Source organism: Pseudomonas sp. LjRoot277, assembly GCF_964253845.1.
Lineage (GTDB): Bacteria > Pseudomonadota > Gammaproteobacteria > Pseudomonadales > Pseudomonadaceae > Aquipseudomonas.
Genome location: NZ_CAXURI020000001.1, coordinates 2769333 through 2784336, shown reverse-complemented (window position 1 = coordinate 2784336; position 15004 = coordinate 2769333). Strand labels below are relative to the sequence as shown.

Annotated in this window: 9 protein-coding genes and 2 riboswitches; of the genes, 5 read left to right on the top strand and 4 right to left on the bottom strand. The window is 61.1% G+C overall.

The features are described 5' to 3' along the window. Positions 1–41 precede the first annotated feature (41 nt). Entirely contained in the window at positions 42–3815 is a 3774-nt protein-coding gene (cobN, locus tag ACSQ87_RS13245; protein ID WP_436273667.1) for a cobaltochelatase subunit CobN, read from the bottom strand. A gap of 3 nt (positions 3816–3818) precedes the next feature. Next, positions 3819–4880, bottom strand: coding sequence for a cobalamin biosynthesis protein CobW (gene cobW, locus ACSQ87_RS13240; RefSeq protein WP_317851632.1), 1062 nt, complete (start codon positions 4878–4880; stop codon positions 3819–3821). Positions 4881–4981: 101 nt separating this feature from the next. After that, positions 4982–5196: riboswitch (cobalamin riboswitch) on the bottom strand. Between the two features lie 193 nt (positions 5197–5389). Continuing rightward, a riboswitch (cobalamin riboswitch) is annotated at positions 5390–5618 on the top strand. 121 nt (positions 5619–5739) lie between these two features. Between cobW and ACSQ87_RS13235 the strand changes: the two genes are divergently transcribed. The 4 genes from ACSQ87_RS13235 to cobM all read left to right on the top strand — a co-directional run bounded on the left by ACSQ87_RS13235 (position 5740) and on the right by cobM (position 7902). Next, positions 5740–5943 carry a CbtB domain-containing protein gene (locus tag ACSQ87_RS13235; RefSeq protein WP_008150980.1) on the top strand — a complete coding sequence of 68 codons (204 nt, stop codon included), beginning with the start codon at positions 5740–5742 and terminating at the stop codon, positions 5941–5943. Positions 5944–5954: 11 nt separating this feature from the next. Continuing rightward, positions 5955–6662: a CbtA family protein gene (locus ACSQ87_RS13230; protein ID WP_150655646.1), complete on the top strand. Its 708-nt coding sequence runs from the start codon at positions 5955–5957 to the stop codon at positions 6660–6662. Continuing rightward, on the top strand, positions 6659–7072 hold the full coding sequence (locus ACSQ87_RS13225) for a cobalamin biosynthesis protein (RefSeq protein WP_223433071.1): 414 nt from the start codon (positions 6659–6661) through the stop codon (positions 7070–7072). The genes ACSQ87_RS13230 and ACSQ87_RS13225 overlap by 4 nt, the downstream gene beginning before the upstream one ends. Before the next feature lie 83 nt (positions 7073–7155). Beyond that, positions 7156–7902 (top strand): precorrin-4 C(11)-methyltransferase, encoded by a 747-nt coding sequence (cobM, locus tag ACSQ87_RS13220; protein WP_436273666.1) that lies wholly within the window; start codon positions 7156–7158, stop codon positions 7900–7902. Positions 7903–8048: 146 nt separating this feature from the next. Here the strand turns inward: cobM and nfuA are convergent, their stop codons facing one another. Together nfuA and ACSQ87_RS13210 are read right to left on the bottom strand one after the other, a co-directional pair. Continuing rightward, positions 8049–8633 (bottom strand): Fe-S biogenesis protein NfuA, encoded by a 585-nt coding sequence (nfuA, locus tag ACSQ87_RS13215; RefSeq protein WP_046048486.1) that lies wholly within the window; start codon positions 8631–8633, stop codon positions 8049–8051. A gap of 207 nt (positions 8634–8840) precedes the next feature. Next, entirely contained in the window at positions 8841–11135 is a 2295-nt protein-coding gene (locus tag ACSQ87_RS13210; protein WP_436273665.1) for a fatty acid cis/trans isomerase, read from the bottom strand. Between the two features lie 155 nt (positions 11136–11290). On the opposite strand from ACSQ87_RS13210, the gene metH reads away from it, so the two are divergent. Beyond that, positions 11291–15001 (top strand): methionine synthase, encoded by a 3711-nt coding sequence (gene metH / locus ACSQ87_RS13205; protein ID WP_223433074.1) that lies wholly within the window; start codon positions 11291–11293, stop codon positions 14999–15001. The last annotated feature ends 3 nt before the right edge of the window (positions 15002–15004 follow it).

Here is a 15004-nt window from a genome sequence, read left to right as displayed (position 1 = left end):
CCGCCTTCGCGAGCAAGCCCGCTCCCACAGGGTTTAGCGCACTAACTGTCTTCTTCTATATCGAGCAACAAATTCTCCAGCGCTTCACGGTAGTCACCCGGCTCCTTCCACATCCCCCGCTGCTGCGCCTCCAGCATCCGCTCGGTCATGTCGCGCAACGCATGCGGATTATGCTCGCGAACAAAATCCCGGGTCGCCGGATCCAGCAAATACGCATCCGCCAGTAACGCGTACTGGTGGTCGTCGATCAACTGCGTTGTAGCGTCGAAGGCAAACAGATTATCAACCGTCGCCGCCAGTTCAAACGCGCCTTTATAGCCATGGCGCTTCACGCCGTCGATCCACTTCGGATTGGCTGCCCGGGAGCGAATCACCCGGTTCAGCTCTTCCTTCAACGTGCGGATCTTCGGCAAGTCCGGCTGACTGTGATCGCCATGGTAACTGGCCGCGGCTTCACCACTGAGGCTTTCCACGGCCGCGAGCATGCCGCCCTGGAACTGGTAATAGTCGTTGGAGTCGAGCAAGTCGTGTTCACGGTTGTCCTGGTTTTGCAGCACAGCCTGAACCTGGCTCAGGCGCTGAGCGAACTGCGCTCGCGCCGCGGTGCCTTCGTCAGAACCGCCGTAAGCGTAGCCGCCCCAGTTCAGATAAACCTCGGCCAGGTCGTCACGGCTTTGCCACAGACGACCATCGATGGCGCCCTGCACGCCCGCGCCATAGGCACCGGGTTTGGCGCCAAAGATGCGCCAACCGGCCTGACGCTTGGCCGCGTCTTCATCCAGCCCCGATTGCATCAATGCTTCGCGCTCGGCACGCACTTTGGCCGCCAAGGGGTTGAGGTCGTCCGGCTCATCGAGGGCGGCGACCGCTTGCACGGCGGCGTCGAACAGGCGGATCAGATTGGCAAAGGCATCGCGGAAGAATCCGGAGACGCGCAACGTCACGTCCACGCGCGGACGGTCCAGCAGGCTCAGCGGCAGAATCTCGAAGTCGTCGACCCGCTGACTGCCCGTGGCCCAGACCGGGCGCACGCCCATCAGCGCCATGGCCTGGGCGATGTCATCGCCACCGGTGCGCATGGTCGCGGTACCCCACACCGACAGGCCGAGCTGACGCAGGTGATCGCCGTGGTCTTGCAGGTGTCGTTCGAGAATCAGGTTGGCCGACTGGAAACCGATGCGCCACGCGGTTGTGGTCGGCAGGTTACGCACGTCCACCGAGTAAAAGTTGCGCCCGGTCGGCAGCACGTCGAGCCGACCGCGACTCGGCGCACCACTGGGACCGGCGGGCACGAAGCGACCGCTGAGGGCGTCGAGCAGACCGCGCATTTCCGCCGGACCGCAGGCGTCCAGTCGTGGCGCGACGACTTCGCGCAGGCTGTCGATGATGGCTTTCATCTCTGACCAGCCTGGCTCGTTCAGCTGCTCAACCTCAGTGACCAAGGCTTGCTCGATCAATTGCGCGGCAAACAGTTCCAGACGTTCGCGGGTATCACCTGCCGTGCGCCAGATTTCATCGGTGAGGGCTTGCAGTTCAATCGGACGCGGCCCGATCCAAGGCTCGGCGAGCGTACAATCCAGCGGATCGAAGCCCAACGTGAACGCCTTGGCCAAGGCACGCAGCAGGCTCGATTGCGCACCACGCCCGTCGCCACGCGGAATACGCAACAACGCCAACAACGTATCGATACGCAAACGCCCGGTCGGTGATTCGCCGAAAATGTGCAGGCCGTCGCGGATCTGCGACTCTTTCAAGTCGCACAAATACGTGTCCAGACGCGGCAACCAGATCGCCGCATCAGCATCACTGTCGAGTTTTTCGTCCAGTTGCAGTTCGCGGTCGATGTGCGTCTCGCGCACCAGTTGCAGGATGTCGCGCTGCAATTCCCGGGCACGGCGCGGATCGAGCAATTGCGCTTCGTAATACTCGTCGGCGAGTAATTCGAGGTTGCGTAGCGGGCCGTAAGTTTCGGCGCGGGTCAGCGGCGGCATCAGGTGATCGATGATCACCGCCTGCGTACGGCGCTTGGCCTGGGCGCCCTCGCCCGGATCGTTGACGATGAACGGATAGATGTTCGGCAGCGGCCCGAGCAGCGCATCCGGCCAGCAATGCTCCGACAGCCCGACGCCTTTGCCCGGCAGCCATTCGAGGTTGCCGTGCTTGCCGACGTGGATCACGCCGTGGGCGCCGTAAGTGTTGCGCAACCAGAAATAGAACGCCAAGTAACCGTGAGGCGGCACCAGGTCCGGATCGTGATACACCGCACTTGGGTCCACCTGATAACCCCGCGCCGGTTGAATGCCGACGAAGGTCAGGCCAAAGCGCAGTCCGGCAATCATCATTCGCCCGCCACGGCACATCGGATCGCTTTGCGGCGAGCCCCATCGTTCCAGCACGGCCTGCCGATTGGACTCGGGCAAGGCGTTGAACATCAGGTTGTAGTCGTCCATCGACAGGCTTTGATGACACGGACGTTGGTCGAGGGTTTCGAGGTCGTTGCTGACGCCACCCAGCAACTGCTGGATCAACGCGGTGCCGCTATCAGGCAACTCGGCCGGCAGCGGATAACCTTCTTTATGCAGCGCACGCAGGATATTCAGCGCGGCGGCCGGGGTGTCGAGACCCACGCCATTGCCGATGCGACCATCACGGGTCGGGTAGTTGGCGAGGATCAGGGCGATGCGTTTTTCAGCATTGGGCACCCGCGCCAGATCGATCCAGCGTCGCGCCAGTTCGGCGACAAAATCCATACGCTCCGGTTGTGGCCGATAGCAGACCACATCGGATTGGCTGCGCTCACTGCGCCAGGCCAGGTCTTTGAAGCTGATCGGTCGGCTGATGATCCGCCCGTCCAGTTCCGGCAGCGCGATGTGCATCGCCAGATCGCGCGGACCGAGGCCTTGTTCGCTGGCGCGCCAACCGGGTTCGTTGTCCTGGGCGCAAATCGCCTGGATCACCGGGATGTTGCGGCGAAACGGTCGCAAGTGCGGCGCTTCGGGACTGGATTGAGCGAAACCGGTGGTGTTGAGAATCACGCCGGCTTCGACTTCGTCCAACAGGTCCTCGACCACCGTCAGGCAGCCGGGTTCTTTCAAACTGGCCACTGCAATCGGCAAAGGATTCAACCCTGCCGCCTGCAAACGCTGGCAGAAAATATCGATGAAACCGGTGTTGGCCGCCTGCAAATGCGAGCGGTAGAACAGCACCGCCGCCACCGGTTGATCGGCCTGCCAGTCGGCTTGCCAATCCTTCAGTTCAGCGGGGCTTTTTTGCGGGTGGTAGATCGCCGTGCGCGGCAGGGTTTGCGGCTCGGCCCAGGCGTAGTCGCGATCCAGCCAACGATTGGCAAGGCAGCGGAAAAAATCCAGGGCATTGCTCATGCCGCCCTGACGCAGAAACTGCCAGAGCCGATCGCGGTCTTCCGCACCCACCGTGCTTAGCTCGCTGAGTTCAGGGTCCGGGCGGTCATCGCCTGGCACCAGAATCAGCTGCACACCGCGCTCCGACAGTTGCACCAGTTGCTCGACGCCGTAACGCCAATAGGCGATGCCGCCGTGCAACGAAATCAGAATCACCTTGGCGTGGCGCAGCACTTCGTCGAAGTAGAGATCGACCGAGGCGTGATTCTGCACCTGCATCGGGTTGGCCAGGCGCACGCTCGGGTAATCGTCGGGCAACTGCTGCGCCGCTTCGGCGAGCAGCGCGAGGCTGGAATCGCCGCTGCACAGGATCACCAGCTCGGCGGGGGTTTGCCCTAGGTCGGCAATGTTGTCATCCGACACGAAACCGCCGGGCTGGGTCCTGAGCAGGTGCATGGCTTAAACGCTGAGCGCGGCGCGCAATTGCGTTTCGAGCAGCGCGGCATCCAGCGCCTGACCGATCAACACCAGACGCGTGGTGCGCGCTTCATCGGCGCCCCACTGACGGTCGAAGTGCTTGTCGAAACGTGTGCCCACGCCCTGGATCAGCAAGCGCATCGGCTTGTTCGGAATCGCCGCGAAGCCTTTGACGCGCAGGATGCCGTGCTGGACCACCAGTTGGGTCAGCGCGTCCAGCAGCAGACTTTCGTCGGCTTGCGGCAGTTCGATGGAGATGGAGTCAAAGGCATCGTGGTCGTGATCGTCTTCGCCTTCATGGTGGTGATCGTGATGGCTGTGACGGCTGTCAATGTGTTCTTCGGAGCCGGCGCCGAGGCCGATCAGCACGTCCAGTGGCAGACGACCGCTGCTGGCTTCGATGACTTTCACCGCGGGCGGCAGTTCTTCAGCGACTTCCAGGCGCACACGGGCCAGGTCTTCGGGGCTGATCAGGTCGGCCTTGTTGAGGATCACCAGGTCGGCGCTGGCCAGTTGGTCGGCGAACAGTTCGTGCAGCGGCGATTCGTGGTCCAGGTTCGGGTCGAGTTTGCGCTGGGCATCGACCTGGTCCGGGAAAGCCGCGAAGGTGCCGGCGGCAACCGCTGGGCTGTCGACCACGGTGATCACCGCATCAACGGTGCAGGCGCTGCGGATTTCCGGCCACTGGAAGGCTTGCACCAACGGTTTTGGCAGGGCCAGGCCCGAGGTTTCGATGAGGATGTGGTCGAGGTCGCCGCGACGGGCGACGAGTTCGCGCATCACCGGGAAGAACTCTTCCTGAACGGTGCAGCACAGGCAGCCGTTGGCCAGTTCGTAGACGCGGCCGTTGGCTTCTTCTTCAGTGCAGCCGATGGAGCACTGCTTGAGGATTTCGCCGTCGATGCCCAGCTCGCCGAACTCGTTGACGATCACCGCAATGCGACGGCCCTGAGCGTTGTCGAGCATGTGCCGCAGCAAGGTGGTTTTGCCCGAGCCGAGGAAGCCGGTAACGATGGTGACGGGGAGTTTGGCCAGTGTTTTCATCGGATGCCCTTTGGCAAGGTGGCGGGCATACGGGACGACAATCGCTGCGACGGATGTGCGCGCGCAAGAGTTCCGCCACCGGATCACCCCGCCCGGTTGTAGTGAGAATCTGTGTCGAGGCAGGTCTCCTGGCTGACGGTGTGCCGGGTTTGTGGGCCTGGCATTCGCTGCGCCTTCCCGCGAACCCGTTGCACAGGGTTTGCAGTGGCGTGGCAGCGAACATCACCGTTCACAGTTGCGGGGGCAGCCGCGGCATCGACCGCGTTCCCTTCTTAGCTTCGGCAGACGCCGAAGAACCTCGAAAGCGCAAGGCTACGCATCGTGTGGGGGCGGGTCAATGTTCACCTGAGTTCTATGGCGCCCCCTTCGCGAGCAAGTCGAATCGTCGCACCGCCGCTCCCACAGGGGAATGCATTCCAAATGTGGGAGCGGGCTTGCTCGCGAAGGGAGCGCCGCAGTTTCCAACTGAGAACCCTTGCCAATTGACGTCCAACCCCCGCCCATGCTCTCCTACACGCCTTGTTACGGGTGCCCTTCAGAGGGTGAAACGGGAAACCGGTGAATCATGTGCTTTACTCTAAAGTCATGTCAGTCCGGTGCTGCCCCCGCAACGGTAAGCGAGCGAAGCGTCAGATCCACTGTGCCAGCAGTTCGGCATGGGAAGGTGATGCTTGCAGGTCAAGGCGAAAGCCAGTGCCCCTCGTGAGCCCGGAGACCGGCCCGCAACACAAAGTGACCATTACGATCACTGAATAACAAACCCGCGGTGGGCGGGCGCTGTTTGAACCTCTGCGTGCCCGACTCGCAGGGGTCTTCCATGCGCTCTAAATCACCCGCTGACAGACCAGAGGGAAGCGCCATGTCGATCATCAGCAGCACCGGCAGCAACACCGATAAGAGCACCGCCAGCACCACCAACACCCTGACTCAACGCCTGACCGCCGCCGTATGTGCGTCGATCCTGGGTGCCTGCCTGGTGTATTTCGCCGGTTTCTCGCACATCGAAGCGGTGCATAACGCCGCGCACGATACCCGCCACAGCTCCGCATTCCCGTGCCATTGAGACCTGATGACATGATCAAGCGTATTGCGCAAACCGCAGGGTTCACCGGGCTGCTGGCCGCCCTGTTGCTGACCCTGCTGCAAAGCTTCTGGGTGGCGCCACTGATTCTGCAGGCCGAGACGTTCGAAAAATCCGAGCCCGCCGCTGTTGAAGTTCACGAACACGCCGCAGGTGCAGTCGCCGCTCACACCCACGATGCTGAAGCGTGGGAACCGGAAGACGGCTGGCAGCGCGTGCTGTCCACTACCGGCGGCAACCTGGTGGTAGCAGTCGGTTTCGCGCTGATGCTGGCCGGTCTTTACACCTTGCGCGCTCCGACCAAAACCTCCCAAGGCCTGCTTTGGGGTCTGGCCGGTTACGCGACGTTCGTGCTGGCACCGACCCTCGGTCTGCCGCCTGAGCTGCCGGGCACTGCCGCGGCTGATTTGGCGCAACGGCAGATCTGGTGGATCGGCACGGCTGCCTCCACCGCAGTTGGCATCGCATTGATCGTGTTCAGCCGTCACTGGCTGATGAAAGTGCTCGGCGTAGCAATCCTGGCCGTTCCTCACGTGATCGGCGCACCACAACCGGAAGTCCACTCGATGCTGGCTCCGCAAGCCCTGGAAGCTCAGTTCAAAATCGCTTCGCAGCTGACCAACGTGGCATTCTGGCTGGCCCTGGGCCTGATCAGTGCCTGGTTGTTCCGCCGCAAAAGCGATGGTCAATACCACGCATGACTGAGATCAGCACAGCGCCGACTTTAGTGGTCGGCCTGGGCTGCCAGCGCGGCTGCCCCGTCAGCACGCTGCGGGCGCTGCTCGATCAGGCGTTACAGGCACATAAAATCGAACTTCACCAGATCAAGGCGCTGGCCAGCATCGACCTGAAGCGCGAAGAACCTGGCTTGATCGAACTGGCCGAACAGCTGGAGTTACCGTTGATGTACTTCAGCAGCGAACAACTGGCCGGCTATCAACCGCAACTCAGCCACCGCTCGGACATCGCGTTCGAACGCACCGGCTGCTACGGCGTAGCGGAAAGTGCCGCCCTGGCCCTGGCCGAACAACTGACCCAGGCACCGGCAAAATTGCTGATTTCACGACAAAAATATGCCCAGGCCACCTTGGCATTGGCCGGCGCCGCCTAAAATCCTCGATAATCCTCGCCTTCGATCATGAGCAATCTTCATCTGAAGCTTTGCCCAGCCCCTTTTTCTCACAGGAACCGACGATGACCGTCTACTTCATTGGCGCAGGTCCCGGCGACCCGGAACTGATCACCGTCAAAGGCCAACGGCTGATTCGCAGCTGCCCGGTGATCATCTATGCCGGCTCCCTGGTGCCCGCCGCCGTGCTGGAAGGCCATCGCGCCGAACAGGTAGTCAACAGCGCCGAACTGCACCTGAAACAGATCATCGAGCTGATCAAATCCGCCCATGCCAAGGGCCAGGACGTGGCCCGGGTGCACTCTGGCGACCCGAGTCTTTACGGCGCCATTGGCGAGCAGATCCGCTACCTGCGCGAACTCGACATCCCGTTTGAAATCATTCCCGGTGTCACGGCGACGGCGGCCTGCGCGGCGCTGTTGGGCGCGGAACTAACGTTACCCGACGTATCGCAAAGCGTGATCCTGACCCGCTATGCCGACAAAACCGCGATGCCCGCCGGCGAAGAGCTCGGCAGCCTGGCGCAGCACGGGGCGACCATGGCGATCCATCTGGGGGTTAATCATCTGGAGAAAATCCTGGCCGAATTGCTGCCGCATTACGGCGCGGATTGCCCGATTGCGGTGATTCACCGGGCGACCTGGCCGGATCAGGACTGGGTGGTGGGGACGTTGGCGGATATTGCCCAGAAGGTTGAAGCCAAGGGATTTCGACGCACGGCGTTGATTTTGGTGGGTCGGGTTTTGGGCAGTGATCACTTCAGTGAATCATCGCTGTACCGTGCGGGGCATGCGCATTTGTATCGCCCATAGGGCCCCTTCGCGAGCAAGCCCGCTCCCACATTGGAATGCGATCAAATGTGGGAGCGGGCTTGCTCGCGAAGGCGTCAGTGAATTTCACCCATAAAAAAACGGCGCTCACGGGGCGCCGTTTTTTATGTTTGCAGCGAACACCTTACTCAGTAGTAGGCATTTTCTTTCTGCGTGTGGTCGGTGACGTCACGAACGCCCTTGAGCTCGGGAATGCGCTCGAGCAAGGTGCGCTCGATGCCTTCGCGCAAGGTAACGTCTGCCTGGCCGCAGCCCTGGCAACCGCCGCCGAACTTCAGCACGGCGATGCCGTCTTCGACCACATCGATCAGGCTGACCTGACCGCCGTGGCTGGCCAGCCCCGGGTTGATCTCGGTTTGCAGGTAATAGTTGATACGCTCGTTGATCGGGCTGTCGGCATTGACCATCGGTACTTTGGCGTTTGGCGCCTTGATGGTGAGCTGGCCGCCCATACGGTCGGTGGCGTAGTCGACTACCGCATCGTCCAGGAACGCTTCGCTGAACGAGTCGATGTAAGCGGTGAAGCTTTTGAGCCCCAGCGCCGTGTCTTCAGGTTTTTCTTCGCCCGGCTTGCAATAAGCAATGCAGGTTTCGGCGTACTGGGTGCCAGGCTGGGTGATAAAGACGCGGATGCCGATGCCTGGGGTGTTCTGCTTGGAGAGCAGATCAGCCAGATAATCGTGGGCGGCGTCGGTAATGGTAATAGCGGTCATGGAAACTCCTCGCAGGCTTGGGCGCAGTTTACGCCAATCATCGCGCCGTACAAAGTCCTAGTATTTTTGTCGGGAACTGTGGCGAGGGGGCTTGCCCCCGTTCGGCTGCGCAGCAGTCGTAAACCAGACAACTCGGTGTATCTGAAGAATGCAGAGGGCTGCTTCGCAACCCAACGGGGGCAAGCCCCCTCGCCACAGGGCCCTTAATCAAAGATTCTCGTACCGGTTCATGTCCAGCACGCCCTCTTCTACCGGATCGGTCTCGTGGACGTACCGGCTCAGGTCATGGAAGTAGAACCAGAACTGCGGATGGCTGCGGCGAATGCCCCAGCGCTCGACGATTTTTTCGAAGCGATTAGCATCCTTGGCGTTTTCCATCTCGTCCACGAACTCAGGCACTTGCTCGGCCGGAATGTTGAACATGAAGTTCGGATAGCTGCTGAGCACGCCCGGAAAAATGGTGATCGTGTCGAGCCCCGGTTGATAACGCCGGGATTCACCGAGCAGGAACGCGACGTTACTGTGCGCCCGGTTGCGCAGCAGGCTGTAAACCTCACGCTTGCCGCTCGCGGTTTCGATGCGCAGCAGAGTCGCTTCCGGCAACTGATCGATAACCTTCAGCCCGGCCGCCGGACGCGAAGTCAGACGACTCAACGCCTGCTCGGCGCTCTGCAAGGCCAGATCGATGTTCGGCCGCGAGCAATAAGCGCCGTCACAACGGTTGATCGGATCCGGCTTGGCGTTGAGGTCGCCGTAACGGGCCAGCAACTGCAGGGTGAAATCGCGTTTCGGGTCCTTTTCGTCCAGTACCAGCGCCGTCTCTTTGTCGTTATCGATGGCCTCGTAGTCCAGCCACATCTTGAATTTGCCGCCGCTCTGGTACCAGTCGTCGAGGTAGTCGTCGCGCGAATCGGCCGGCATCAGGCGCAGGAAGTTTTGCTCGGCGCCGTTGCGGATCAGGTCGAAGTACAGCCGGGTTTGCGCCTGATGGGAGACGTTGCCGAACACGTCGAAGTTGACCGCCAACTGGTAATAGGTGCGCTCCAGCAGCGGGAAGTCGAACAGCCACATCGTTTGCGGCACGTCACCGATCAGGCCTTTGTTCACCGAGGCACTGTCAAAATGCCGGAAGATCGTCAGCAAGGCGTTATCGTTACCGGCCCACAAGGTCGACCAGCTCGGCGCCGGCGCGTCGGCGTAACTGTCACGGCGCAGCGCCTCGTACTCGTTACGCTTGTCGCGGTAGTCATGCCACAGGCTCAGGACGCTGCCGACATCGTCGTTCTGCCCCGGCATCGCCAACAACGGCGTGGCCTGGCCGCGATAATTCGGATCGATGATGTAGAGATCATGTTCAGGCGCCTGGAACAGTGCCCAGAAGTTATCGCGGATCACGTCGGTGGCGATCTGCCCACGGCACACCGGGCCGCGAACAAACGTACGGACGAAGTATTCGGCGTTATCGAGCATGAATTGATAACGCGCCTGGGCCGGGATTGCCTCGAACGTGGTGAACGGATTGGCCCGACGCTCCGGCCCGTAGCCCGGCAAGGCGTTGACCTGCCAGTTGCCGTTATAGAAGAGGCTTTTGATCCGTGCCATCTTCGCCGCGCTCAACGGGTAGGTGATGTGCGTCTTCTGCACAACCACGCCTTGCACCGGCCACAAGCGGTAATACACCTGAGTGCCCGGATCGTCATTCGGGCGGCGTGTGTTGATCAGATCAATCGGCTGGCCAGTCGGCGTGCGCGAACGTACCCACTGAAAGAAATGCCCCGGCTCGCCGTCCTTGAAATAGAGATGAGCGAGAAACCAATGCTCGAACAACCAACGCCCCACCAGGCTTTGCCGTCCGCCCGGTGAATTGAGCAGGTTTTCCCACTGCACCACCTGCAACGCTTCTTTGGCGCTCGGTACAAGACCTTGCTCGTCAATCGGCGCGCCGGACGCCAGCCAGCGTTGCAGCGTCTGGTATTGCTGGTCAGTCAGACCGGTGACCGCCAGCGGCATGCCCTCTTTGGGATGTGATTTGGCGTAGCCGTCGAACTCGGCCGGCATCGCGCACGTGTTTTCCCGGCTCAGGCCCAGAACGATCTCTTCTGGCAACCTGGCATTGGGTTGCAAAGGCGTTTTGTGGCCCAGCTCGAGCATCCGCGCCATCAACGCGGCCTGACTGCCTTGAGCGTCGAGCACCGAATAGAAATCCTTTTGCTGCCAGGCGCGTTTACCGAAGGCGTCATAAAACAGCCGGGTCGGCGCGGCAGCCTGGCGGCGTTGGCCGTCGTAGACCGGGACCTTGGTCGCGCCACGAGCGGCCCCTTCGCCACTGCCCAGGTTGAGCTGACAGGCGGCGTCATAGCAGGCATGGCAGGCCACACACTTTTCGGTGAAGATCGGTTGGATGTCGCGGCTGTAGGAAATGGCAGAGGAAATGGCCGGATCCTGCGCGGCGGCGCCCCAGCTTAAAAACAGCAAAACAATGCTGATGACGCGATAAGACATATCCCTGGTCCCGATCATGAAAAAACGTCGCGATTCTACCGGTCTGCCCCCCGCTCCAACATGAGCGATATTCATGCAAAACCGGGACATGCTCTAAAACCACGCAGGTTTGCTATTATCCCGCCCCTTCGTCATGGTCTTTCCGAGTAGTCCAAATGTCCGATCGCAGTGTTCGCCTTCAAGCTCTCAAGCACGCCCTCAAAGAGCGCATCCTGATTCTCGATGGCGGCATGGGCACGATGATCCAGAGCTACAAGCTCGAAGAGCAGGATTACCGCGGCAAACGCTTCGCCGACTGGCCAAGTGACGTCAAGGGCAACAACGACCTGTTGGTCCTGACGCGCCCGGACGTGATTGGCGCCATCGAGAAAGCCTACCTGGATGCCGGCGCCGACATTCTGGAAACCAACACCTTCAATGCCACCCAAGTGTCCCAAGCTGACTACGGCATGCAAGGCCTGGCGTACGAGCTAAACGTAGAAGGCGCACGCCTGGCGCGCAAGGTGGCAGACGCCAAGACCCTGGAAACCCCGGACAAGCCGCGCTTCGTCGCTGGCGTGCTCGGCCCTACAAGCCGCACCTGCTCGCTGTCGCCTGACGTGAACAACCCTGGCTACCGCAACGTGACCTTCGATGAACTGGTGGAAAACTACACCGAGGCCACTAAAGGCCTGATCGAAGGCGGTGCCGACCTGATTCTGATCGAAACCATTTTCGACACCCTGAACGCCAAAGCGGCGATCTTCGCGGTGCAAGGTGTGTACGAAGAACTCGGCGTCGAATTGCCGATCATGATCTCCGGCACCATTACCGATGCCTCCGGCCGTACGCTCTCCGGCCAGACTACCGAAGCTTTCTGGAACTCCGTGGCCCACGCCAAGCCCATCTCGGTCGGTTTGAACTGCGCCCTCGGCGCCAGCGAATTGCGCCCGTACCTGGAAGAACTGTCGAACAAGGCCAGCACCCACGTATCCGCGCACCCGAACGCCGGCCTGCCGAATGAATTTGGCGAGTACGACGAACTGCCGTCGGAAACCGCCAAGGTCATCGAAGAATTTGCCCAAAGCGGCTTCCTCAATATCGTCGGCGGTTGCTGCGGCACCACGCCGGGCCACATCGAAGCCATCGCCAACGCCGTCGCCGGTTATGCGCCGCGCGAAATCCCGGACATCCCGAAGGCCTGCCGCCTCTCGGGCCTGGAACCGTTCACCATCGATCGCAGCTCGCTGTTCGTCAACGTCGGCGAACGCACCAACATCACCGGTTCCGCCAAGTTCGCCCGGCTGATCCGTGAAGACAATTACACCGAAGCCCTGGAAGTCGCCCTGCAGCAGGTTGAAGCCGGCGCCCAGGTGATCGACATCAACATGGACGAAGGGATGCTCGATTCGAAGAAGGCCATGGTGACCTTCCTCAATCTGATTGCCGGCGAACCGGACATCTCCCGCGTCCCGATCATGATCGACTCCTCCAAGTGGGAAGTGATCGAAGCCGGCCTCAAGTGCATCCAGGGCAAGGGCATCGTCAACTCCATCAGCATGAAAGAAGGCGTCGAGCAGTTCATTCATCACGCCAAACTGTGCAAGCGCTACGGCGCCGCCGTGGTGGTGATGGCCTTCGACGAAGCCGGCCAGGCCGACACCGAAGCGCGCAAGAAAGAAATCTGCAAACGCTCCTACGACATTCTGGTCAACGAAGTCGGCTTCCCACCGGAAGACATCATCTTTGACCCGAACATCTTCGCCGTGGCCACCGGTATCGAAGAACACAACAACTACGCTGTGGACTTCATCAATGCCTGTGCCTACATCCGTGACGAACTGCCGTACGCGCTGACCTCGGGCGGCGTGTCCAACGTGTCGTTCTCGTTCCGGGGCAACAACCCGGTGCGCGAGGCGATTCACTCGGTGTTCCTGCTGTATGCGATCCGCAACGGCCTGACCATGGGCATCGTCAACGCCGGTCAGCTGGAGATCTACGACCAGATCCCGGCCGAGCTGCGTGACGCCGTTGAAGACGTAGTGCTCAACCGCACCCCGGAAGGCACCGACGCCCTCCTCGCCATTGCCGACAAGTACAAGGGCGACGGCAGCGTCAAGGAAACCGAAACCGAAGAATGGCGCGGCTGGGACGTCAACAAGCGTCTGGAGCATGCGCTGGTCAAAGGCATCACCACACATATTGTTGAAGACACTGAAGAATCCCGTCAGTCGTTCGCTCGCCCGATCGAAGTGATCGAAGGCCCGCTGATGTCCGGCATGAACATCGTCGGCGACCTGTTCGGCGCGGGCAAAATGTTCTTGCCGCAGGTGGTGAAATCCGCCCGCGTGATGAAGCAGGCCGTGGCCCACTTGATCCCGTTCATCGAACTGGAAAAAGGCGACAAACCGGAAGCCAAGGGCAAGATCCTCATGGCCACGGTAAAAGGCGACGTGCACGACATCGGCAAGAACATCGTCGGCGTGGTGCTGGGCTGTAACGGCTACGACATCGTCGACCTCGGCGTGATGGTGCCGGCCGAAAAAATCCTGCAAGTGGCCAAGGAGCAGAAGTGCGACATCATCGGCTTGTCCGGCCTGATTACGCCATCGCTGGATGAAATGGTCCACGTGGCCCGCGAGATGCAGCGTCAGGACTTCCATCTGCCACTGATGATCGGCGGCGCGACCACCTCGAAAGCGCACACGGCAGTGAAGATCGAGCCGAAATACAGCAACGACGCAGTGATCTACGTCACCGACGCTTCCCGCGCCGTGGGCGTGGCGACGCAGTTACTGTCCAAGGAGTTGAAACCGGCTTTCGTCGAGAAGACCCGCCTGGAATACATCGACGTCCGCGAGCGTACTGCCAACCGTAGCGCCCGTACCGAGCGCCTGAGTTACCCGGCGGCCATCGCCAAGAAACCGCAGTTCGACTGGAGCACTTACGCGCCGGTCAAACCGACCTTTACCGGTGCCAAGGTGCTGGACAACATCGACTTGAAAGTCCTGGCCGAATACATCGACTGGACGCCGTTCTTTATCTCCTGGGACCTGGCCGGCAAGTACCCGCGCATTCTGCAGGACGAAGTGGTCGGTGAAGCCGCCACCGCGCTGTTCGCCGATGCCCAGGAAATGCTCGCCAAGCTGATCGACGAGAAACTCATCAGCGCCCGCGCGGTGTTCGGCTTCTGGCCGGCCAACCAGGTGCGTGACGACGACATCGAAGTTTATGGCGATGACGGCAAGCCGATTGCCAAGCTGCATCACCTGCGTCAGCAGATCATCAAGACCGACGGCAAACCGAACTTCTCCCTGGCTGACTTCGTTGCACCGAAGGACAGCGAAGTGACCGACTACGTGGGTGGTTTCATCACCACCGCCGGGATCGGCGCCGAAGAAGTGGCCAAGGCCTATCAGGATGCCGGCGACGACTACAACTCGATCATGGTCAAGGCACTGGCCGACCGTTTGGCCGAGGCGTGCGCCGAGTGGCTGCACCAGCAGGTCCGTAAAGATTATTGGGGTTACGCCAAGGACGAGACGCTCGACAACGAGGCGCTGATCAAAGAGCAATACACCGGTATCCGCCCTGCCCCGGGCTACCCGGCCTGCCCGGATCACACCGAGAAATCCACACTGTTCAAGTTGCTGGACCCCGAGGCCTCGGAAATGAAAGCCGGCCGCAGCGGCGTGTTCCTCACTGAGCACTACGCCATGTTCCCGGCGGCAGCGGTCAGCGGTTGGTACTTCGCTCACCCGCAGGCGCAGTATTTTGCCGTGGGCAAGATCGACAAGGATCAAGTGCAGAGCTACACGTCGCGCAAGGGTCAGGAGTTGAGCGTGACCGAGCGCTGGCTGGCGCCGAACCTGGGTTACGACAACTGATGA

Coding starts and splice junctions, on each gene's coding strand:
- ACSQ87_RS13210 (WP_436273665.1), bottom strand. CDS start 11,135: ATGTCTTATCGCGTCATCAGCATTGTTTTGCTGTTTTTAAGCTGGGGC.
- ACSQ87_RS13225 (WP_223433071.1), top strand. CDS start 6,659: ATGACTGAGATCAGCACAGCGCCGACTTTAGTGGTCGGCCTGGGCTGC.
- cobN (WP_436273667.1), bottom strand. CDS start 3,815: ATGCACCTGCTCAGGACCCAGCCCGGCGGTTTCGTGTCGGATGACAAC.
- ACSQ87_RS13235 (WP_008150980.1), top strand. CDS start 5,740: ATGTCGATCATCAGCAGCACCGGCAGCAACACCGATAAGAGCACCGCC.
- metH (WP_223433074.1), top strand. CDS start 11,291: ATGTCCGATCGCAGTGTTCGCCTTCAAGCTCTCAAGCACGCCCTCAAA.
- cobM (WP_436273666.1), top strand. CDS start 7,156: ATGACCGTCTACTTCATTGGCGCAGGTCCCGGCGACCCGGAACTGATC.
- cobW (WP_317851632.1), bottom strand. CDS start 4,880: ATGAAAACACTGGCCAAACTCCCCGTCACCATCGTTACCGGCTTCCTC.
- nfuA (WP_046048486.1), bottom strand. CDS start 8,633: ATGACCGCTATTACCATTACCGACGCCGCCCACGATTATCTGGCTGAT.
- ACSQ87_RS13230 (WP_150655646.1), top strand. CDS start 5,955: ATGATCAAGCGTATTGCGCAAACCGCAGGGTTCACCGGGCTGCTGGCC.